The sequence below is a fragment of the Rhodococcus sp. Leaf233 genome (assembly GCF_001426165.1).
Classification (GTDB): Bacteria; Actinomycetota; Actinomycetes; order Mycobacteriales; family Mycobacteriaceae; genus Rhodococcoides; species Rhodococcoides fascians.
Map to the genome: position 1 here is coordinate 77,511 of NZ_LMRO01000013.1, position 21,242 is coordinate 98,752.

A 21,242-nucleotide genomic window follows, 5' to 3' on the forward strand; every position below is an offset into this window, starting at 1 on the left:
ATCGACCGGGTGTCGTAGCTCTGATCCGTCGGTGCGCTCCGCTACGCTATCGAACAACAGTTCGTAAGCGGAAGGTGTGGTGACGTGCGGGTGATGGGTGTCGACCCCGGTCTCACCAGGTGTGGGCTCAGTTTGATCGAGGGAGGCGTCGGTCGCACAGTCGTCGCTCTCGACGTGGATGTGGTCCGGACTCCCGCCGACATGGATCTCGCGCAGCGTCTGCTGCGAATATCCGAGGCAGCGGAATATTGGCTCGATACCCACAAGCCGTCGGTGGTGGCGATCGAGCGGGTGTTCGCTCAGCACAATGTACGGACGGCGATGGGCACCGCGCAGGCCGGCGGTGTCATCGCACTGGCTGCGGCCCGGCGCGGTATCGACGTCTGCTTCCACACTCCCAGCGAGGTGAAGGCAGCCGTCACCGGCAACGGTTCGGCCGACAAGGCCCAGGTCACCGCCATGGTCATGCGCATTCTCGGGTTGCAGACCGCGCCGACTCCCGCTGATGCCGCAGACGCGTTGGCGCTGGGCATCTGTCACTGCTGGCGCGCACCGATGATCGCCCGGATGGCCAAAGCCGAGGCGATGGCCGCCGAACAGAAGCGCAAGTACGACGCGCGTCTGGCCGAAGAACGCAAAGCTCGCGCCGCGGTGGCGCGCAAGATCGAGAAACTGGCCAAGAAGGAGGCGGGCGCACGGTGATCGCATCCATTCGTGGTTCGGTGGTCGACATCGCTCTCGATCATGCGGTCCTCGAGGCCGCCGGTGTCGGATATCGCGTCAATGCCACTCCGGCGACGCTTGCGACGCTGCATCGGGGGAGCGAGTCCACTCTGCTCACCACCATGATCGTCCGCGAGGACTCGCAAACGCTGTACGGGTTTCCCGACAAGGAATCGCGAGAGCTGTTCGAGCTGCTGCTCACGGTGTCCGGAGTCGGGCCACGAATTGCGATGGCCACGCTTGCGGTGCACGAACCCGATTCCCTGCGAACAGCATTGGCAGACAGCGATATCGGGGCCCTGACCAGAGTTCCCGGTATCGGCAAGCGGGGGGCCGAGAGGATGGTGGTCGAGCTGCGCGACAAGGTCGACGCCGTTGTCGGCCGCGCCGGCAGTTCCGTGGTGCCCGGTTCCGGGGTCGGCAACTCGATGCGCGATCAGATCGTCGAAGCCCTGATCGGTCTCGGATTCCCGGCGAAGCAGGCCGAGGAGGCCACCGACGCGGTACTCGCACAGCAGCCCGAGGCCACGACGTCCACCGCACTGCGGGCCGCGTTGGCGTACCTCGGTAAGTCCAGGTAGGTCGACGTGACCGAGGACGACGAGTTCGGGGAATCTCAGGTCGGTGCTGAGGCCATGTCCGACGACCTCGATATCGAGACCAGTCTGCGTCCGAAGAACCTCACCGATTTCATCGGTCAGCCTCGGGTGCGTGAGCAACTGCAGCTGGTGCTCTCGGGGGCGAAGATGCGCGGCGGCACCCCCGATCACATCCTGATGTCGGGTCCGCCCGGCCTGGGAAAGACCAGCATGGCGATGATCATCGCCGCGGAACTCGGCACGTCACTGCGGTTGACCTCCGGGCCCGCCCTCGAGCGTGCGGGCGATCTGGCCGCGATGCTCAGCAACCTCGTCGAAGGGGACGTGCTGTTCATCGACGAGATTCATCGGATCGCCCGGCCGGCCGAGGAAATGTTGTACTTGGCCATGGAGGACTTCCGTGTCGACGTGATCGTCGGCAAGGGGCCGGGAGCGACATCCATTCCCTTGGAGGTCGCCCCGTTCACTCTCGTCGGTGCGACCACCCGGTCCGGCGCGCTCACCGGACCGCTGCGCGACCGCTTCGGGTTCGTGGCTCACATGGATTTCTACGAGCCCAGTGAACTCGAACGAATTCTGATGCGGTCCGCCGGTATTCTGGGTGTCCCCATCGACCGTGACGGCTGCGCCGAGATCGCAGGACGCTCGCGTGGCACACCCCGAATCGCGAACCGACTGCTGCGCCGAGTTCGCGACTACGCCGACGTGCGCGGCGACGGCACCGTCACCCAGGACACCGCCAAAGCCGCGCTGGTGGTCTACGACGTGGACAAGCTCGGACTGGATCGCCTCGACCGTGCCGTCCTCAGCGCGCTGATCCGAAGTTTCGGCGGGGGACCGGTGGGAGTGTCCACTCTCGCTGTCGCCGTCGGCGAGGAGCCCTCGACGGTCGAGGAAGTGTGTGAGCCGTTCCTGGTACGGGCCGGGATGATCGCCCGCACGCCGCGCGGTCGCGTCGCCACCGCCGCCGCCTGGCACCACCTCGGTCTCACCCCACCGCCGGACCTCGCAGTCGGGGGAATTTCGGTGCGATCGGCCGAGGTCCAGCAGGGATTATTCGAGTGAAACGGCCGCAACACGAGACGAACGGACCGAGCGGGCCACAGGTGATGGCACACTGGGTAGCTGCGAGGCCCGCACCAGCGATGTTCTCGCACGAGACAATGACGATTATCGAACCGAACTTCGAGGACTGACCTTCCGATGGATTTGCTGTTTCCGCTGCTGATCGTGGCCCTTCTGGTACCGCTGTTTCTCAACGCGCGCCGACAGAAGAAGGTGCTGGCCAAGACCACGGAAATGCAGGACTCGCTGAAGGTCGGCGACGAGGTCGTCACCACCGCAGGCCTGTATGCACGAGTGGTCCTGGTCGAGGACGACACGATCGACCTCGAGATCGCCGACGGCGTCATCACGACGTGGTCACGCGCCGTCGTGCGTGAGGTTCTGCCCGACGACACCGAGTTCGACGACGGCGAGTCGGACGAGAACACCTTCGATTCGGTGCCCGGCGCCGGCACCGCCGCGGTCGGCCCCACCGAGCCGGCAGCTCCGTCGCTGCACAAGGACGTCGGGAACCCCGCCGACGAAACCGTCGAGCAGACGACAAAGCGCCTCGAAAAAGAGTGACGTAACGAAGATCCGAACCGCTGTCGGAGACACAATCCGGCAGCGGTTTCGTCTGCGGTGAGCGTCGTGGTGCACAATCGCACCGCCCGCCGCTGACACAACGAGGCACGAGCCAACAGGAACAGACACTTTTCCACCGCCCAGAGGAGAATCACACACCGTGGCACCTTCCAGCGGATCGGTGCATCCCGCCCGCTATCTCGCCGTCTTCGCGGTGCTGATGGCGGCGGTGTATGCCCTGGTCTTCTTCACCGGAGACAAAGACCCCTCGCCGAAGTTGGGAATCGACCTGCAGGGCGGCACGCGAGTGACGCTGACTGCACGCACGCCCGACGGGAATGCGCCGTCGCAGGACAGCCTCAAGCAGGCGCAGCAGATCATCGAGACCCGCGTCAACGGTCTCGGCGTGTCCGGTTCCGAGGTGGTCATCGACGGCGACAATCTCGTCATCACGGTGCCCGGTGACGACAGCTCTCAGGCGAGAACTCTGGGGCAGACCGCTCGACTGTTCATTCGTCCGGTGGTGGGGTCGGTTGCACCATCCGCAGGCCAGGCGACGCCGGGTTCTCCGCAGACCCCGACGGACCCGGCTGCGCCGGCAGATCCGGCGACAGCCGTCGATCCTGCTGCTCCAGCTGCTCCGCAGAGTCGGGTGTTTCCGGCGCAGGATCCGACGACGGTAGACCCGACCCCCGCTCCGACAACCGGTGCTCCGGCCTCGGACGCACCCGCGACGGACGCCCCGACCTCGAGTGATCCCGCCGAAAACGCGTCGCTGTCCGACGCCGATCGCGCAGCCCAGGAGATCGCCGACGCGAAGGCGCTTCGTCAGAGCGAGGATCAGCAGATACAGCAGCTCGCCATGCAGTCGCTCGATTGCAACGCCGCGGACCCGCTTGCCGGCAACGACGATCCTGCACTCCCGCTCGTGGCCTGCTCCACCGACGGAACAGCTGTCTACCTTCTCGGTCCGACGATCATCGACGGTCAGCAGATCGCCGACGCGACGTCGGGATTCGACAACCAGCAGGCTCAGTTCCAGGTGAGCCTGACGTTCGATTCCGAGGGGTCGAACACCTGGGCGCAGTTCACGGCTGCGAACCTGCAGAAGCAGGCCGCATTCGTACTGGACTCGAAGGTGATCAGCGCGCCGGTCATTCAGGGTGCCACTCCCGCCGGTAGTGCCACGTCGATCACCGGCAACTTCAACGCGCAGAGCGCTTCCGAACTGGCCAACACGCTCAAGTACGGTTCGCTGCCACTGTCGTTCGTGTCCTCCGAGGCCGAAACGGTCTCGGCCACATTGGGATTGGCGTCACTCGAAGCAGGCCTGATCGCCGGTGCCATCGGCTTGGCACTCGTGCTGGTCTACTGCCTGCTGTACTACCGAGCCCTCGGCCTGCTCACGGCTCTGTCGTTGGCGCTGGCCGGGCTCGTCGTCTACGGCATTCTGATCCTGCTCGGCAGGTGGATCAGCTTCACCCTCGACCTCGCCGGCATCGCCGGCCTGATCATCGGTATCGGTATGACCGCGGACTCTTTCGTGGTGTTCTTCGAACGCATCAAGGACGAGATTCGCGAGGGCCGCAGCTTCCGATCAGCAGTGCCCCGCGGTTGGGCCCGCGCACGCAAGACCATCCTGTCCGGGAACGCGGTCAGCTTCATCGCCGCTGCCGTTCTGTACGTACTGGCAGTGGGTCAGGTGCGCGGCTTCGCGTTCACCCTGGGACTGACGACCATCCTCGACGTCATCGTCGTGGTGCTGGTGACGTGGCCGCTGGTGAATCTGGCGTCGAAGTCGAAATTCTGGTCCAAGCCGTCCGTCAACGGTCTCGGCGCGGTCCAGCAGATCGCGCTCGAACGAAAGCGCGCCGCCAACAAGGCAGTCGCCGTCAAGACCGGCGCCGCGTCGCCGTCGAAGGAGGCATGACATGTCCGATACGGCCACCTCGACCCCATCGCCTCTCGACGATTCGAGCGTCGACCAGTCCACGCAGCCCAGGCACAGTTGGTTATCTCGTCTCTACACCGGCACCGGTGCATTCGAGATCGTCGGACGCCGCAGGTTCTACTACGTGCTGACCGGCGTCATCGTGCTGATCTGCCTGCTCAGCTTCCTCGTGCGTGGGTTCACGCTCGGTATCGACTTCGAGGGCGGCACCCGCATCGCATTGCCCGCCGCGGACAACATCTCCACCGAGCAGGTCGAAACCGTCTACAACGACTCGCTGGGTATGCCCCCGGTGTCGGTCCAGACGGTCGGCTCGGGTGCTGCGGCCACGGTGCAGATCCGTTCCGAGGCGCTCGATCCAGCCGAAGTCGACACTCTTCGACAGGCGCTGTTCCAGTCCTTCCAGCCGCAGGACAACTCGGGCACCGCAACGCCCAATGCCATCAGCGTCTCCGACGTGAGTGAGACATGGGGGAGTCAGATCACCCAGAAGGCTCTGATAGCCCTCGCGGTGTTCCTGGTGATCGTCAGCATCTACATCGCCATCCGATACGAACGGGACATGGCGCTGGCGGCCCTGGCCGCATTGGGCTTCGACCTCGTCGTCACCGCGGGCGTCTATTCACTCGTCGGCTTCGAGGTGACCCCGGCCACGGTGATCGGTCTGCTGACCATTCTGGGATTCTCGCTGTACGACTCCGTCGTGGTGTTCGACAAGGTGGAGGAGAACACCCGAGGCATCTTGAACCTGCACCGCAAGACGTACGCGGAGCAGGCCAACCTTGCCGTGAATCAGACTCTGATGCGATCGATCAACACGACCGTGATCGGCGTTCTGCCGGTTATCGCGTTGATGATCGTCGCGGTCTGGCTGCTGGGCGTGGGAACGCTCAAGGATCTCGCTCTCGTGCAGCTCGTCGGCATGATCGTCGGTGCCTACTCGTCCATCTTCTTCGCCACGCCGCTGTTGGTGACCCTGAAGGAGAAGTGGGGCCCGGTCGCGGTCCACACTCGCAAGGTCCACTCCAAGCGTGCCGACGCGGCGGCGCGCGCCGCCGGTCTCGCACCCGAACCGGTGGCCGTCGGCGTGGATGTCAGCAAGGCGTCGGCACCGCAGCCCGGCAATCGCCCCACTGGGAAGCGGAACAAGAAGCGCCGATAGCGAGATCGTAGAGATGGAGAGTGCACGTGGAACGTAGGTGGAGCGCGGCACTGCTGGCAGCGGGTCTGGCCGCAGCGTCGCTCACCGCATGTTCGGCCTCGGAGGACAAGGTGCCTTCCATCGGGTACTCGTTCGACAACGTGGTGAACAACTACAACGCCAGGACCGTCGACGGGGCCGCGTCGGGAGCGCGTCAGGCGTTCACACGAGTCCAGGTCGGGTTCAGCTATCTGGGACCGGACGGTGATGCGCTGTCGGACAACGACATCGGTACCGTCGCGGTCGTGCCAGGGGACGTTCTGACGCTGCAGTACACGATCGCGCCTGCGGCGAAATACTCCGACGGCGCACCGATGGCGTGCGATGACCTGGTGCTGGCGTGGGCCGCCAACAGCGGCCGGTTCGCCACCGACCGTCCCCTGTTCGACGCGGCGTCGACGGCGGGATACTCCGACATCTCGAGCATCGACTGCGTCCCCGGGTCCAAGGACGCCACCGTCGTCTTCGCCCCGGGCCGCAGCTACCAGAACTGGCGAGCTCTGTTCGGTGCCACCGATCTGTTGCCCGCACACGTGGCTGCGCGCGCGGCCGGGGTACCGAACGTCGTCGATCCCATAGTGGCCGGCGATGACGGTGTCGTCTCTCGGATCGCCGATTTCTGGAACACCGGGTGGACGTTGACGCCCGGTTCTGTCGACACGTCTCTGTTGCCGTCGGCCGGTCCGTACCGCGTCGACTCGTACACCGCCGAGGACGGGTTGGTTCTGGTCGCGAACGACGCCTGGTGGGGCATTCCGCCCGAGACGCAGAGAGTCGTGATCTGGCCCAAGGGCACCGACGTCCCGGCGAAGATCAACGATGGATCTCTGGACGTGATCGACCAGGGTGCGGGCGCGAACGATCTGGGTTCGACAGAGGGGTTCGAGACCGTCACGGAACCGTCGCGAGGCGTCGAGCAGCTGACGTTCGCGACCCAGGGCGCGCTGGCGGAAGCGAGTGCTCGCCGGGCCGTGGCCGCATGCATCCCGCGAACGGACCTGTTCGACACACTCGGGCACCCTGGCTTCGAGGCACCGCCGGCCGGGCCCGGCTCCAGCGTCGTCGATTCTCGGCTGATGCAACCGGACACTCTGGTGTACCCCTCGGTTGCCGCGACGGTCGGCGACCGGTACCAGCGGTCGGACCTGGACCGCGCGGGCAAGGAACTGGCCGCATCGGGTAGCAGTGCGCTGACCGTACGCGTCGGCTACCTGGCACCGGACGCGCGCCGCGCTCAGCTGGTCAGCCGAATGGCGACCGATTGTGCGGCGGCGGGGATCACCGTCGAGGACGCGAGCTCACCGGAGTTCACGCCGTCCGCGCTGCGTGCCGGAGCAGTGGACGCCGTTCTCGGCGGCGCGGGGTCGCTGCCAGGGCCGACCGGCTCGGCGTCGTCCGTCGTTGCACGGTACTCGTTGCGAACCGGTATCGGCCTCAACGTGGGCGGGTACAGCAACGGGCGGATCGACTCGATCGTCGACCAGCTGGCGGTGACCGACGATCCCGAGCGCGTGCTGGCGTTGGCGACCGAGGGCGAGAACATTCTGTGGAACGACATGCCGTCGCTTCCGCTGTACAGCGAGCCGCGCACCACCGTCGTGAGCGACGGTATGCAGGACGTCGTGGCCAACCCCACGGCGGCCGGTGCCGGCTGGAACATGGATCGGTGGGTACTTCTGAAATGAGCGATGCGACAGTGACTCAGGACGGCGGGGTGCGCGGTGATGCCGTGTCGGCCGTGCATCGGCTGACGCGGTGGGTGGACGATTTTCCCGTGGACGGGGTGCGGTTCGGCGACCTGACCCCGGTGTTCGCGGAGGGGCCCGCGTTGCGCAGCGTCGTCACGGCATTGGCGGAGGGTTTCGAGAACGTCGATCTGGTGGCCGGCATCGATGCCCGAGGGTTTCTGCTGGGAGCGGGCGTGGGACTCGAGCTCGGTTGCGGGGTGCTCGCTGTACGCAAGGCGGGCAAACTGCCGCCGCCCGTGCACTCGCGAACCTACGATCTCGAATACGGAACCGCGGAACTGCAGATTCCGACCTCCATCGAGCTGGCCGGTCGACGGGTGCTCGTGGTCGACGATGTCCTCGCCACCGGCGGTACCGTCGATGCGACAGCTCGGTTGTTGGCCGAGCAGGGCGCGGTGGTGGTCGGGGCGACCGTGGTGTTGGAAATCGAGGCGCTCGACGGCCGCAGCAAGTGCAGTGACTACCCGCTCGCCTGCCTGGTTCGAGTCTGAGGACTAAAGTCGACTGATACAGCGTCGACCGGATCTGTCCTGGCGTCGGCGCGAATGTGTGGCAGGAGGTGATGAGAGTGACCCGTTACATCGATCAGCCCTTGCCCGAGCGGCCCGCAGTCGCCGATCGGCCGGGAACCGGTGCGGATTCGGTCGCGTCCGGCGATACGAGCGCGGTCGTCGATACCGCAGTGGTCAACGATCCGGTGGTGGACAGACCGGGCGTGCGCGAGCCGGTGTCGAGTGATTCGGCGCAGGCCGACGACCAGGCGCCGTCGGGTGCACGCAATTCGGCACCCGTGCCCACCTCGGCCTCCCGTCGAGTTCGGGCGCGGCTCGCTCGTCGCATCACGGCCGGACGCAGCGCGGCGGTCAAGCCCGTCCTCGAACCTCTGGTCAGTCTGCATCGCGAGCTGTATCCCAAGGCCGATCTGACGCTGCTGCAGCGGGCCTACGACGTCGCGGACGAGCTGCATTCCACACAGATGCGCAAGTCCGGCGACCCGTACATCACCCATCCACTTGCCGTGGCGAACATCCTCGCCGAACTGGGTATGGACACCACCACGCTGGTTGCGGCCCTGCTGCACGACACGGTGGAGGACACCGGCTACTCGTTGGCCAAGTTGACCGAGGAGTTCGGTGACGAGGTGTCCCATCTTGTCGACGGGGTCACCAAGCTGGACAAGGTCGTACTGGGGACGGCCGCCGAGGGCGAGACCATCCGAAAGATGATCATCGCGATGGCGCGGGACCCGCGGGTGTTGGTCATCAAGGTCGCCGATCGACTGCACAACATGCGCACGATGCGATTCCTGCCCCCGGAGAAGCAGGCCCGCAAGGCCAAGGAAACACTGGAAGTCATTGCGCCGCTTGCTCATCGGCTGGGTATGGCCACCGTCAAATGGGAGCTCGAAGACCTGGCCTTCGCCATTCTCCATCCCAAGAAGTACGACGAGATCGTTCGGTTGGTCGCAGATCGGGCACCGTCCCGCGACACGTACCTCGAGAAGGTACGGGCCGAGATCAACGCCACACTGGCGGCATCGAGAATCAGCGCCGTCGTCGAGGGACGTCCCAAGCACTACTGGTCGATCTACCAGAAGATGATCGTCAAGGGCCGCGACTTCGACGACATCCACGACCTCGTGGGAGTGCGCATTCTGTGCGACGAGATCCGCGACTGCTATGCCGCGGTCGGCGTCGTGCACTCGCTGTGGCAGCCGATGGCGGGCCGCTTCAAGGACTACATCGCGCAGCCACGGTACGGCGTCTACCAGTCGCTGCATACGACGGTGATCGGGCCCGAGGGCAAGCCACTCGAAGTGCAGATTCGGACCAGGGACATGCACCGCACCGCGGAGTTCGGTATCGCTGCTCACTGGCGATACAAGGAGACCAAGGGCAAGCACTCGCAGGACAACGCCGAGGTCGACGACATGGCGTGGATGCGCCAGTTGCTCGACTGGCAGCGTGAAGCGGCCGACCCGGGCGAGTTCCTCGAATCTCTGCGCTACGACCTGGCGGTCAAGGAAATCTTCGTCTTCACCCCGAAGGGCGATGTCGTCACGCTTCCCGCCGGATCCTGTCCGGTCGACTTCGCCTATGCGGTGCACACCGAAGTGGGTCACCGCTGTATCGGAGCCCGGGTCAACGGTCGCCTGGTGGCACTCGAACGAACCCTCGACAACGGCGAGGTGGTCGAGGTCTTCACGTCCAAGGCCGTCACGGCCGGGCCGAGTCGAGATTGGCAGGGCTTCGTCGCGTCACCGCGTGCGAAGACCAAGATCCGGCAGTGGTTCGCCAAGGAACGTCGCGAAGAGGCCCTCGAAGCCGGTAAGGACGCCATCGCGAAAGAGGTCCGTCGCGGCGGACTTCCGTTGCAGCGCTTGATGAATGCCGAGTCCATGTCGGCCATCTCCCACGAACTGCGGTACGTGGACGTGTCAGCGTTGTACACCGCGGTCGGTGAGAACCACGTTTCTGCTCGCCACGTCGTGCAGAGGCTGGTCGCTCATCTCGGTGGTGTCGGTGACGTCGAGGAAGAACTCGCGGAGCGCTCTACGCCGTCGACCATTCCGACGAGACCGCGTCAGGTCGGAGACGCCGGGGTACTGGTCACCGGTGCCGAGGGTGTCGTGGCAAAACTCGCCAAGTGCTGCACCCCTGTACCCGGGGACGAAATACTCGGGTTCGTCACCCGCGGCGGGTCGGTCAGCGTCCACCGCACCGACTGCACCAATGCGCGGTCGCTGGAGGAGCAGTCCGAGCGCTTCATCGAGGTGCAATGGGCACCGTCGGCCTCCTCGGTGTTCCTCGTGGCCATTCAGATCGAGGCCCTGGACCGGCATCGGTTGCTCTCGGACGTCACGAAGGCTCTGGCCGACGAGAAGGTCAACATCCTCTCGGCATCCGTCGCGACGTCGGGTGATCGGGTGGCGATCAGCAAGTTCACGTTCGAGATGGGTGACCCCAAGCATCTGGGGCACGTGCTCAACGTCGTGCGCAACGTGGAGGGCGTGTACGACGTGTACAGGCTCACGTCGGCGGCCTGACCGAATTCCGACCCGATACGACAACAGGGTGAGCAGAAATTTCTGCTCACCCTGTCGTCGTCGTGCGGTACGTCAGGTTGCCGAGGTGATGACCACCGGATTCGCCGGCGCTCCGTCCTCTGCACCGCCGCTGACTCCACCGGCCGCAATGGCGTCCAGGGTCTGCAGGCCGGCATCGGAGATGGTGCCGAACACCGTGTACTGCGGCGGCAGCACCGAGTCGGCGTACACCAGGAAGAACTGGCTGCCGTTGGTGTCAGGGCCTGCATTGGCCATGGCCAGGGTGCCACGGGGGTAGACGACCGGGTTCTGGGCCTGCGCGGGATCGTCGGCGAACGCGGTTGTGGGGTATTCGTTGGCGAAGCTGTAGCCGGGGCCGCCACGGCCCGATCCCGACGGGTCGCCGCATTGCAACACTTCGAGGCCGGGGGACGTGGTCAACCGGTGACACGGTGCGCCGTCGAAGTAGCCCTGCTGAGCCAGGCTGACCACACTGTTGACGGCGCACGGGGCCTCGGTACGGTCGAGCGTCATTCCGATGTCGCCCTGGGTCGTCGACAGCGTCACGTCGACCGTTCCGAAGACGTCGATGTTCTCGGTCGGAGGCGGAGCAACCTCCTTGGCGGCCGGAGACTCCGCCGGGTACGCACACGAGACCGTATCGGTGGTCGGCTGCGGAACGGGCGGCAGCGCACCGAACCGCGACAGATTCAGCGGCGGCCGCGGGGTGGTCGTCGTGGCCGACGTCGAGGCAGCGGTCGTCGAACCGGTCGGAGCGGGCGTGGCAGCGGTCTCCGTCGATCCGGAGCAGCCGGCGATAAGAAGTGCCGCAGCGGAGGCTGCGATCACCAGACCGGGTACGCGTGTCACAGGTCGCTCTGCATCGAGGTGATGTCCACCGGCTCGGCCGGTGCGCCGTCGGAGGCACCGCCCTGCGCCCCCTTGGCCGCGATGGCATCCAAGGTGGCGAGACCGGTCTCGTCGATCGTGCCGAAGGCGGTGTAGGCGGGCGGGAGTTGCGAATCGCCGTAGACGAGGAAGAACTGGCTGCCGTTGGTTCCCGGGCCGGCGTTGGCCATCGCCAGGGTTCCGCGGGGATACAGGACAGGAGTCTGCGCGGCAGGATCGCCCTCGGCGTACGTGTCGGTGGGGAACTCGTCGGCGAACTGGTAGCCCGGCCCGCCACTACCGGAGCCGGTGGGATCGCCGCACTGCAGCACCTGCAGGCCGGCACCCGTCGTCAGGCGGTGGCAGGTGGTGCCGTCGAAGTAGCCCTGATTGGCCAGGGACACGAAACTGTTCACCGTGCACGGGGATTCGGGGTTGTTCAGTGTCAGGCCGATGTTGCCGGCGGTGGTGGCCATGCTGTAGCTCAAGGGCTCGTCGCTGGTGGGGATGTTCTCGGTGCGGGGAGGGGTGTTGGGCTTGGCGGCCGGCTGCGCGGCGGCAGGGTACGAACAGTTCACCGTCTCGGGCAGCGGTTCCGTACGGCCCGCAGCGATGATCGAATCGGCCGGTGCAGACGTGGTCGAGTCCTGCGCCGTGCTCGCGTCGTCGTCACCGCGGGTCACCACGAAGACGACCGAGACAACGGCCACGACCGCAACCACACCGAGGATGGAGCCGGCGATCGTCAACTGCTTCCGACGTCGTGCTCGCTCTGCGCGTCGTACGAGTTGGCGTTCGAGCTTTCGCTTGGCAGCCTCGCGCCGTTGCTCGTTGCTGGGCAATTCGTGTCCTCCCGCTTGTCCTGGTTCGACCACGCCTGCTCGCTGAGCGGGTGGGTCGTGTGGTAGCCGGCCGACAATCGGCCAACGCGAGTTTGCCATCATTGCCTGAGAGCATGCTGGGGGGACCCGACGAGAACCTCCCCACTAAGCTGGCTCGGTACTTCGGCCTCTGCCTCTTAGGAGCGATTGTCTTGCTCGTCACCGGATTCCCCGCAGGAATGTTTCAGACGAACTGCTACATCCTCGCTCAGGACGACGCATCCGAGTGCGTCGTGGTCGATCCCGGCCAGGATGCCGCCGATCCGTTGGTCGACTTCCTGACGAGATCCTCGCTGACCCCGACAGCGGTGCTGCTGACCCATGGTCATCTGGACCACACGTGGTCCGTGGAGCCGGTCTGCTCGAAGTACGGAATCCCCGCATACATCGCGCCCGAGGATCGATACATGTTGGCGGACCCGATCAAAGGGACCGGTCCGACGCTCGCTGCCGTGCTCGGCGACCTCGAGTTCCACGAGCCGGACGAGGTCATCGAGTTGGCGCACGAGCAACGTCTGAGCCTCGCGGGAATCGACTTCACGGTCGTGCACACTCCAGGGCACACGCAGGGCTCGGTGGTGTTCCTCACCGAGGCCAACGGTCCCGACGGGACGGTTCCGTTGGCGCTGACCGGCGACACCTTGTTCGCCGGGTCGATCGGCCGGACAGATCTGCCCGGCGGCGACCACGATCAACTTCTACGGTCCATCGCGTCGCGGTTGCTGCCGCTGCGCGACGAGACCGTCGTGCTCCCCGGACACGGCGGACAGAGTTCCATCGGTCAGGAGCGCGGGTCCAATCCGTTCCTCGTTGGACTCGGCGACCCCGAGCAAGGAAAGCTGTGACCGTGAGCAAGCCGACCACCTTTTCCGCGCCCAAGGGCATTCCCGATTACTTCCCCCCGAATTCGGCCGAATTCGTCGCTGTCCGTGAGGGCCTTCTCGGTGCGGCGCGCGCCGCCGGGTACGGCCACATCGAACTCCCGATTTTCGAGGACACCGGGTTGTTCGCCCGGGGAGTCGGCGAATCGACCGACGTGGTCAGCAAGGAGATGTACACCTTCTCCGACCGCGGCGATCGGTCGGTGACTCTGCGTCCCGAGGGGACTGCGGGCGTCATGCGTGCGGTGATCGAGCACGGCTTGGACCGCGGGGCGCTGCCGGTCAAGTTGGCCTACGCCGGGCCGTTCTTCCGGTACGAGCGCCCGCAGGCCGGCCGCTACCGCCAACTGCAGCAGGTCGGAGTCGAGGCGATCGGGGTCGACGACCCGGCGTTGGACGCCGAGGTCATCGCCGTGGCCGATGCCGGGTTCCGCGCCCTCGGTCTCACCGGTTTCAGGCTCGAGATCACCTCGCTCGGCGACGACACCTGCCGCCCGCAGTATCGAGAGTTGCTGCAGCAGTTCCTCTTTGCGCTTCCGTTGGACGAGGACACGCGTCGACGCGCCGAGATCAACCCGCTGCGGGTTCTCGATGACAAGCGGCCGGAGGTTCGCGAGATGACTGCCGACGCGCCGTTGATGCTCGACCATCTCTCCGATTCTGCGAAGCAGCACTTCGACGAGGTGCTGGCCTACCTCGATGTGATGAATGTTCCGTACCTGGTCAACCCGCGCATGGTTCGTGGACTCGACTACTACACGAAGACGACGTTCGAGTTCGTGCACGACGGCCTCGGGGCCCAATCGGGCATCGGCGGCGGCGGCCGCTACGACGGCCTGATGGAGCAGTTGGGCGGGCAGGCGCTGTCGGGTATCGGATTCGGGCTCGGTGTCGACCGCACCGTCCTCGCGTTGGCCGCCGAGGGCAAGACCGCAGGCACGACGTCGCGGTGTCAGGTGTTCGGCATCCCGATGGGTGCCGCGGCCAAACTTGCGATCGTCGACATCTCGGCGCAGTTGCGTGAACGCGGAATTGCCGTGGATATGGCGTACGGAAATCGCGGCATGAAGGGAGCGATGAAAGCGGCCGATCGTTCGGGAGCCCGATACGCGCTCGTGCTGGGCGATCAAGAGCTGTCGGCCGAATCCATCGTGATGAAAGACCTTTCGAACGGCGAGCAGGAGACGGTCGCGTTGGCCGACGTGGTCGACGTCCTCGGAGTGCACCTTGGCCGATGACCCTCGGCCCTCGGCGGGTCCGGTAGCCCTCGATCTGGTCTCGGCGGAGTTCCTCGCGCCGCGGTTGCGCAAGATCGTGGTCGGTTCGCTACTGGTCGGAGTCGTGCTGGGCGTCGTTCTGGCGCTCGTCGTCCCCGTGTGGGTGGCAGTCCTCGTCGGAGTGATCGTCGGTGGTCCGGCGGCGCTGTCGGGTTGGCTGGGATTGCGCCGCCGGGTGTGGCTCGACGGGCCACGGCTGTGCGCTCGGGGACTGCGTACCCGACGGCTGAACATGCCGGAGGTGGTGACGGCGGAAATGACCATCCGCACGGCCGGAATCGACCAGATCTCGCTGCGGCTCTACGACGGTCGTACTCGTATCGTTCTGCCGTTAGCGCTCTACACCAGGGGCGGCGGCCGCGAACTGCCGATTCTTGCGTTGCGCACGCTCGCCGATTCGCTGTGGACCACCGAACTCGTTCCCGCGGCGGCTATCGCGTCGGTGCTGGTGGATCAGTTGCGGGCCGAGGCGCGCGACGCCGGGCTCGACGAGCGCCCTCTCTACCGAGCGATCGAACTTGTTCGCAGCAAGGGTCGCACTCCGCATGCGACGTTGACCGACCGGGAGGTCGCGCAGCTGCTCGGATGAGCGGACGGCTCTCAGGTCACGAGGAAGGCGTCGAGCACCACGGCCTCGGCCGATCGTGAGCCGGAGGTGACGACAAGGGCCCGGTTCAGGTACGTGAACTTCGGAACAGCGGTCGACACTCGCAACGTGCCGCGGAAGTAGTAGGTCGCCGGGTCGACCTCTCGGTCGGGATCGTTCAGAGCGTCGATGACCTCGGCCGGTCCGAACTGGACTCCACGATAGTCGAGCGAAAGGTAACCGCCGGTTGCCAATTCGAGGACGAGATCGCTGCTGAACTCGGTGCACCCGTCGGGCCGGGTGACGCTGACGACGGTCGATCGAGCAGCAAGAGTGCCCTCGATGTCCGGGCCGGGTGCGGCCCCGCCGAGGACGGTGGTGACGACTCGGTCGCCTTCGGGCACCGAACCGATCTCGATGGCCGGTCCCAGGGTGAGGCCCAGGCGCAGAATGGGTTCCAGGGTCGGTGTGTTCGGGGCGGTCACGTGCGGTGCACTCCTAGGATCGACTTCGGGCCCTACGCTATCGCTTGTCGGCTGCCGGACCCGACCGGGGGATGCGGGGGAGCGATGCCGACCTTGACACGGCATAGAACAAATGTTCGACTGTGTGCATGCGATGGGCCGGTCAGACTCTCGATGCCGCAGACGAGGGCGCGCTACCGGGGCTGGAACGGTCCGGGCTCGTCCGCAGCGTGCAGACCCCGGAGTTCGAGGGCATCACCTTCCACGAGGTGCTGTGCAAGAGTGCCCTGAACGAGGTTCCGGGCGAATCGCAAGTGCCGTTCTCGTGGACCGTCAATCCGATGCGTGGATGCTCGCATGCGTGCCGGTACTGCTTCGCGAGGCCGACACACGAATACCTGGACCTCGATTCCGGCAACGATTTCGACTCGCAGATCGTCGTCAAGACGAACGTTGCGGCAGTCCTCCGCAAAGAGCTCGCACGTCGATCCTGGAAGCGGGAGCCGGTCGCGCTGGGGACCAACACCGATCCCTATCAACGCGCCGAGGGGCGATATCGGTTGATGCCCGGCATCATTCGCGCGTTGACCGAGTCGGGTACGCCGTTCTCGATCCTGACCAAGGGAACGCTGTTGCGACGGGATCTGCCGCTGCTGACCCTGGCTGCACAGAAGGTCGACGTACACGTGAGCATCAGTTTGGCGATCCACGATGCAGATTTGCAGAAGCAGCTCGAACCCGGAACACCAAGTCCGCGAGCAAGGTTGGACCTCATCCGCGCCGTGCGGGATGCGGGACTCGACTGCGGTGTGCTGGTGGCGCCGGCCATTCCGTTTCTCACCGACGGAGCCAAACAACTCGACGGGCTGATCGCTGCGCTGGCCGAGGCCGGGGCGACGACCGTCACGGCGCTGCCGATGCATCTTCGATCGAGCACCAAGGACTGGTACATGAGCTGGCTGGTGAAGGAGCACCCGGCGTTGGTACGCAGATACCGCCAGCTCTACGGACACGGGGCGTACGTCACTCCGGAGTACAAGCAGTGGCTGAAGGCGAGAATCGATCCGCTGCTCGACACCTACGGTTTCGCCGCCGACCAGACCCGCGCGTTGCCCGCGAACGAGCCTGCCGAACCCCGCGGGTTGGTGACCTCGGGGCCGGCACTCACGCTGTTCTGAGCAGTACTGGTTCAGGGATTGTCGAGGTCGCGAGCCGAGAACGTGTCGCAGGCGGCCACTTGTCCGGTCTCGTAGCCGGTGGAGAACCACGCCTGGCGCTGGGCGGACGAGCCGTGCGTCCAGCCCTCGGGGTTGACCCGGCCGGTGGACGCCTGCTGAATCCGGTCGTCGCCCACCGAGGATGCGGCGGACAGTGCGTCGTCGATCTGGGCGGAGGTCAGCGGTTCGAGAAATGGGACGCCGCTCTTCGGGTCGACGGTCTCGGCCGCGTAGTGCGCCCAGATTCCTGCGTAGCAATCGGCTTGCAATTCCACCCGCACGCCACCGGACTCGGGACCCTGAGGGTCTTGCTGTGCGCGCCCGATGTCGCCCAACTGGTTCTGGATGTGGTGGCCGATCTCGTGCGCCACGACGTACTCCTGTGCCAGTGGCCCACCGCTGGAGCCGAACTGATCGACCAGGACCTGAAAGAAGCTCGTATCGAAATACGCCGTGGAATCGGCCGGGCAGTAGAACGGCCCGACGGCGCTGGTGGCGTTGCCGCAGCCGGTGTTCGTTGCTCCGGAGAACAACCGCACGTCCGGCTGGACGTAGGCGACGCCGGTTTGAGGCTGCAGCTGCGATTCCCAGACGGTGTCCAGGCTTCCCACCGTGAAGTCGACGCGGCAGTTCACGTTGCTGTTCGCGTCTGCTACGTCGCAGTCGAGTGTTCCGGACGACCCGTCCTCGCCCTGCCCGGCGGAGCTGTCGCCCCCACTGATTTGGTTCAGTATTGCTCCCGGGTCGCCGCCGAAGAGCAGCGCGAGGACGATGATGACCAGCCCACCCGCGCCACCGCCGATCGCCAACTTGCCGCGTCCGCCGCCTCCGCCGCTACCACCGACGGAGACTCGGCCCGGTGTCGTTTGCGAGCCTTCTCTGAACGTCATGCTGGAGTTCCCCTCCGCCGAGCCCGCATACTCCGTGCGAACCGATACCGCCACTGTCGGTCTTAGCTTCGCATGCCGGGACGGGATCTCGTTTCCTTCTGCGGCGATGCGCTCCGTAGGATCGGTGAGCGAAGAACACGATCAGCGGATTTTTCTCGAAAGGACACCCGTGCTGCGCACCCATCTCGCCGGCTCATTACGCCCCGAGCACGTCGACCGAACTGTGACGTTGACGGGATGGGTGGCCCGTCGACGCGATCACGGTGGCGTCATCTTCATCGATCTGCGTGACGCATCCGGTGTGTCTCAGGTCGTCTTCCGCGAGGGAGCAGCGCTCGAGCAGGCCCACCGACTGCGCGCCGAGTACGTGGTGAAGGTGACCGGCAAGGTCGAGGGTCGTCCCGAAGGCAACGCGAACTACGAGATCCCCACCGGTGCCATCGAGGTCGAGGCATCCGAGATCGAGGTCCTGTCCGAGGCCGCACCGTTGCCGTTCCAGCTCGACGATCAGCCCGGTGAGGAAGCACGCCTCAAATACCGCTACCTCGACTTGCGCCGTGAGGGCCCCGGCCATGCCATTCGACTGCGTTCGCACGTCAACGCCGCCGCCCGATCGGTTCTGGCGCACCACGAGTTCGTCGAGGTCGAGACCCCGACGCTGACGCGTTCCACCCCCGAGGGCGCACGGGACTTCCTCGTTCCCGCTCGTCTGCAGCCGGGTAGCTTCTACGCACTGCCGCAGAGCCCGCAGCTGTTCAAGCAGCTGCTGATGGTCGGAGGTATCGAGCGGTACTACCAGATCGCTCGCTGCTATCGAGACGAAGACTTCCGGGCCGATCGTCAGCCCGAGTTCACCCAGCTCGACGTCGAGATGAGCTTCGTCACCCAGGACGACGTCATCCTGTTGGCCGAAGAAATTCTGGCGTCGCTGTGGAAGCTCGTCGGGCACCACTTCACGGCACCCATCCCGCGGATCACCTACGCCGAGGCCATGCGCCGGTACGGCTCCGACAAGCCCGATCTTCGATTCGACATCGAACTGGTCGAGTGCACGGATTTCTTCTCCGACACCACGTTCCGCGTCTTTCAGGCTCCGTACGTCGGTGCGGTCGTCATGCCCGGCGGTGCGTCGCAGCCCCGTAAGCAGCTCGACCGTTGGCAGGAATTCGCCAAGCAGCGTGGACACAAGGGCCTGGCCTACGTGCTGGTCGGTGAGGACGGCACCCTCGGCGGCCCGGTCGCGAAGAACTTGACCGACGCCGAACGGGACGGCCTCGCTGCGCACGTCGGCGCGAAGAACGGCGACGCGATCTTCTTCTCCGCCGGTCCGGTCAAGGCCTCCCGCGGACTGCTCGGCGCCGTCCGCGGCGAGATCGCACGCAAGCTCGACCTGATCGACCCCAAGGCGTGGGCGTTCGTGTGGGTCGTCGACGCGCCGCTGTTCGAGCCCACGTCCGACGCCACCGCCAGTGGCGACGTCGCCGTCGGGTCCGGGGCGTGGACGGCCGTGCACCATGCGTTCACGTCGCCGAAGCCGGAGTCGATGGACACATTCGACACCGATCCGGGATCTGCTCTGGCCTACGCCTACGACATCGTCTGCAACGGAAACGAGATCGGCGGCGGCAGTATTCGTATCCACCGCAAGGACATTCAGGAACGAGTGTTCGCGATCATGGGGATCGGCAAGGAAGAGGCCCAGGAGAAGTTCGGCTTCCTTCTCGATGCCTTCAGCTACGGCGCGCCGCCGCACGGCGGAATCGCGTTCGGTTGGGATCGCATCACCGCGCTGCTTGCCGGAGTCGATTCCATCCGTGAGGTCATCGCATTCCCCAAGTCCGGTGGCGGCATCGACCCGTTGACCGACGCGCCCGCACCGATCACCGCGCAGCAGCGCAAGGAATCGGGCGTCGACTTCACGCCGGAGAAGAAGGAAGAAGCGCCGACAGAGGCCTAGCCTCCACCCGAGGTCCGCAAGAACGAATGTCCCCGTAACGCAGTGCGTTACGGGGACATTCGCGTCTGTCGTGGTGCGAGATCAGCGCGCGGGAGTCAGGGGCCCGCCGGTGAGTACGCGGTAGGCGTAGTTGGTGGCGATCACCGAGACCGGAAGGGTGACGAGCAGACCGAGGCCGCACAGCACAATGCCGATGAAGTTGATGGCGGCGAGGGCCAGCAACAGCAGCAGGACCGGGCCGAAGTTCTTGACCGTCAGGTCGATGGACGACTTGATCGACTCGATCGCCGACTGGTTTCGATCGATCAGGAAAGTCAGTGCGAAGTTCGCGAGGAAACCGATCACGACCAGCAGGACGGTGCCCAGGAAAGGAACGAAGCTCAGCACGACGCTGGCCACCGTCCAGATCACAGCCAGTACCGCAATCTGCGGAACGTTCGTGAGTTGGAAGAACCTGCCGAACGTCGGCTTCTGTGGACCACCCGTTTCGTCCAACGCTCCCCGTACGTATGCCGCATTCACGAAGTAGGACACGAATGTCGCGATCGTGGTCACCACCAGGAATGCGCCCGACGTCGCCGCGACGGCAGTACTTTCACCTCGGTCGGCAGCAGCGACCGCGGCCGTCAGGGTCGATGCGAACGTGACGATGAACACGGCGACGCTGACCGCCCACACGATGGCCGTGATACCGAGCCACGGTCCGGTGTTGGCCTTGAACTTGTCGAAGCCGTAGCTCAGTGCAGCACCGACGTCGAGTCGACCGGGGTTGGGTCCGAGAGGTGTCTGTCCGTAGTTCTGATTTCCGTAGTTCCCGTAGTTTCCCGGCGGCGGTGGGTAGTTTCCGGGAGGGGGTGGGTAGCCGCCCGGAGGCGGATAGCCGCCCTGAGGTGGGTAGTTTCCGGGCGGCGGTGGGTAGTTTCCGGGAGGGGGAGGATAGCCGCCCTGAGGCGGGTAGTTGCCTTGGGGCGGGTAGTTGCCGGGCGGTGGCGGGTAGCTGCCCTGATGCGGGTAGTTGCCGGGTGGTGGGTACCCGTTTCCCGGTGTCTGCGGCGTGTTCGGGTCCGGCTGGTCCGGGTTGGGTCCGCGACCGTATTGCGGTCCGTCGGGCGGGTTTTCACTCACGGTTCACCCTTCATGTCTGGCGTGGTACGTCGACGATTCGTCCGCATTTTCGAAGCTGAGCGAACCGTAGACCGATGAGGCGTGTCAAGGCGTTCGACACGTGGACGGTCGTGCGGGCCCGAATACCGTCGGGCATCGTCGATGGTTCGAATTCTTGCCGAGCGCACCGGGCCGGGGCC

Annotated in this window: 19 protein-coding genes; 14 read left to right on the forward strand and 5 right to left on the reverse strand. The window is 65.6% G+C overall.

The window, feature by feature from the left end; genetic code table 11:
* Positions 1-84: 84 nt before the first annotated feature.
* From ruvC to ASH04_RS23190, 9 genes are all read left to right on the forward strand, one after another.
* Positions 85-702 (forward strand): crossover junction endodeoxyribonuclease RuvC, encoded by a 618-nt coding sequence (ruvC, locus tag ASH04_RS23150; protein ID WP_032370470.1) that lies wholly within the window; start codon positions 85-87, stop codon positions 700-702.
* Entirely contained in the window at positions 699-1,304 is a 606-nt protein-coding gene (gene ruvA, locus ASH04_RS23155; protein WP_032382099.1) for a Holliday junction branch migration protein RuvA, read from the forward strand. Before ruvC ends, ruvA begins: the two co-directional genes overlap by 4 nt.
* A 54-nt stretch (positions 1,305-1,358) precedes the next feature.
* Positions 1,359-2,387 (forward strand): Holliday junction branch migration DNA helicase RuvB, encoded by a 1,029-nt coding sequence (gene ruvB, locus ASH04_RS23160; protein ID WP_045841916.1) that lies wholly within the window; start codon positions 1,359-1,361, stop codon positions 2,385-2,387.
* Positions 2,388-2,525: 138 nt separating this feature from the next.
* A complete protein-coding gene (gene yajC, locus ASH04_RS23165; protein WP_027496947.1) occupies positions 2,526-2,951 on the forward strand; it encodes a preprotein translocase subunit YajC in 426 nt (141 codons plus the stop codon).
* A 160-nt stretch (positions 2,952-3,111) separates the two neighbouring features.
* A complete protein-coding gene (gene secD / locus ASH04_RS23170; RefSeq protein ID WP_032365084.1) occupies positions 3,112-4,881 on the forward strand; it encodes a protein translocase subunit SecD in 1,770 nt (589 codons plus the stop codon).
* 1 nt (position 4,882) lies between these two features.
* Complete coding sequence (gene secF, locus ASH04_RS23175) at positions 4,883-6,064, forward strand: protein translocase subunit SecF (protein ID WP_027496949.1); 1,182 nt, start codon at positions 4,883-4,885, stop codon at positions 6,062-6,064.
* Between the two features lie 20 nt (positions 6,065-6,084).
* Positions 6,085-7,788 carry an ABC transporter substrate-binding protein gene (locus ASH04_RS23180; RefSeq protein WP_057474682.1) on the forward strand — a complete coding sequence of 568 codons (1,704 nt, stop codon included), beginning with the start codon at positions 6,085-6,087 and terminating at the stop codon, positions 7,786-7,788.
* On the forward strand, positions 7,785-8,342 hold the full coding sequence (locus tag ASH04_RS23185) for an adenine phosphoribosyltransferase (RefSeq protein WP_051365142.1): 558 nt from the start codon (positions 7,785-7,787) through the stop codon (positions 8,340-8,342). The genes ASH04_RS23180 and ASH04_RS23185 overlap by 4 nt, the downstream gene beginning before the upstream one ends.
* A 299-nt stretch (positions 8,343-8,641) precedes the next feature.
* Complete coding sequence (locus ASH04_RS23190) at positions 8,642-10,897, forward strand: RelA/SpoT family protein (RefSeq protein ID WP_167327864.1); 2,256 nt, start codon at positions 8,642-8,644, stop codon at positions 10,895-10,897.
* A 72-nt stretch (positions 10,898-10,969) separates the two neighbouring features.
* Here the strand turns inward: ASH04_RS23190 and ASH04_RS23195 are convergent, their stop codons facing one another.
* Positions 10,970-11,767, reverse strand: coding sequence for a peptidylprolyl isomerase (locus ASH04_RS23195; protein WP_057474683.1), 798 nt, complete (start codon positions 11,765-11,767; stop codon positions 10,970-10,972).
* Positions 11,764-12,627: a peptidylprolyl isomerase gene (locus tag ASH04_RS23200; protein ID WP_027496954.1), complete on the reverse strand. Its 864-nt coding sequence runs from the start codon at positions 12,625-12,627 to the stop codon at positions 11,764-11,766. The genes ASH04_RS23195 and ASH04_RS23200 overlap by 4 nt, the downstream gene beginning before the upstream one ends.
* A 191-nt stretch (positions 12,628-12,818) precedes the next feature.
* Here ASH04_RS23200 and ASH04_RS23205 point away from each other — a divergent pair, with 191 nt between their 5' ends.
* The 3 genes from ASH04_RS23205 to ASH04_RS23215 are packed head-to-tail and all read left to right on the forward strand — an operon-like array spanning position 12,819 to position 15,413.
* A complete protein-coding gene (locus ASH04_RS23205) occupies positions 12,819-13,511 on the forward strand; it encodes an MBL fold metallo-hydrolase (protein WP_032387318.1) in 693 nt (230 codons plus the stop codon).
* Between the two features lie 2 nt (positions 13,512-13,513).
* The gene (hisS, locus tag ASH04_RS23210) at positions 13,514-14,785 is read left to right on the forward strand and encodes a histidine--tRNA ligase (RefSeq protein ID WP_027496956.1); all 1,272 of its coding nucleotides are present in this window, start codon (positions 13,514-13,516) and stop codon (positions 14,783-14,785) included.
* Positions 14,775-15,413 carry a hypothetical protein gene (locus tag ASH04_RS23215; protein WP_027496957.1) on the forward strand — a complete coding sequence of 213 codons (639 nt, stop codon included), beginning with the start codon at positions 14,775-14,777 and terminating at the stop codon, positions 15,411-15,413. The genes hisS and ASH04_RS23215 overlap by 11 nt, the downstream gene beginning before the upstream one ends.
* Positions 15,414-15,424: 11 nt before the next feature.
* Here ASH04_RS23215 and ASH04_RS23220 read toward each other — a convergent pair whose 3' ends face one another.
* Complete coding sequence (locus tag ASH04_RS23220; RefSeq protein WP_032370476.1) at positions 15,425-15,895, reverse strand: DUF3237 domain-containing protein; 471 nt, start codon at positions 15,893-15,895, stop codon at positions 15,425-15,427.
* 128 nt (positions 15,896-16,023) lie between these two features.
* Here ASH04_RS23220 and ASH04_RS23225 point away from each other — a divergent pair, with 128 nt between their 5' ends.
* Positions 16,024-17,052 carry an Rv2578c family radical SAM protein gene (locus ASH04_RS23225; protein ID WP_057474684.1) on the forward strand — a complete coding sequence of 343 codons (1,029 nt, stop codon included), beginning with the start codon at positions 16,024-16,026 and terminating at the stop codon, positions 17,050-17,052.
* An 11-nt stretch (positions 17,053-17,063) separates the two neighbouring features.
* On the opposite strand, the gene ypfJ is transcribed toward ASH04_RS23225, so the two are convergent.
* Positions 17,064-17,981: a KPN_02809 family neutral zinc metallopeptidase gene (gene ypfJ / locus ASH04_RS23230; protein WP_032370624.1), complete on the reverse strand. Its 918-nt coding sequence runs from the start codon at positions 17,979-17,981 to the stop codon at positions 17,064-17,066.
* Between the two features lie 169 nt (positions 17,982-18,150).
* Between ypfJ and aspS the strand changes: the two genes are divergently transcribed.
* Positions 18,151-19,938, forward strand: coding sequence for an aspartate--tRNA ligase (gene aspS, locus ASH04_RS23235; RefSeq protein WP_027496961.1), 1,788 nt, complete (start codon positions 18,151-18,153; stop codon positions 19,936-19,938).
* An 81-nt stretch (positions 19,939-20,019) separates the two neighbouring features.
* Here aspS and ASH04_RS23240 read toward each other — a convergent pair whose 3' ends face one another.
* Positions 20,020-21,063, reverse strand: a complete 1,044-nt coding sequence (locus ASH04_RS23240; protein ID WP_027496962.1) for a hypothetical protein — start codon at positions 21,061-21,063, stop codon at positions 20,020-20,022.
* Positions 21,064-21,242: the final 179 nt, after the last annotated feature.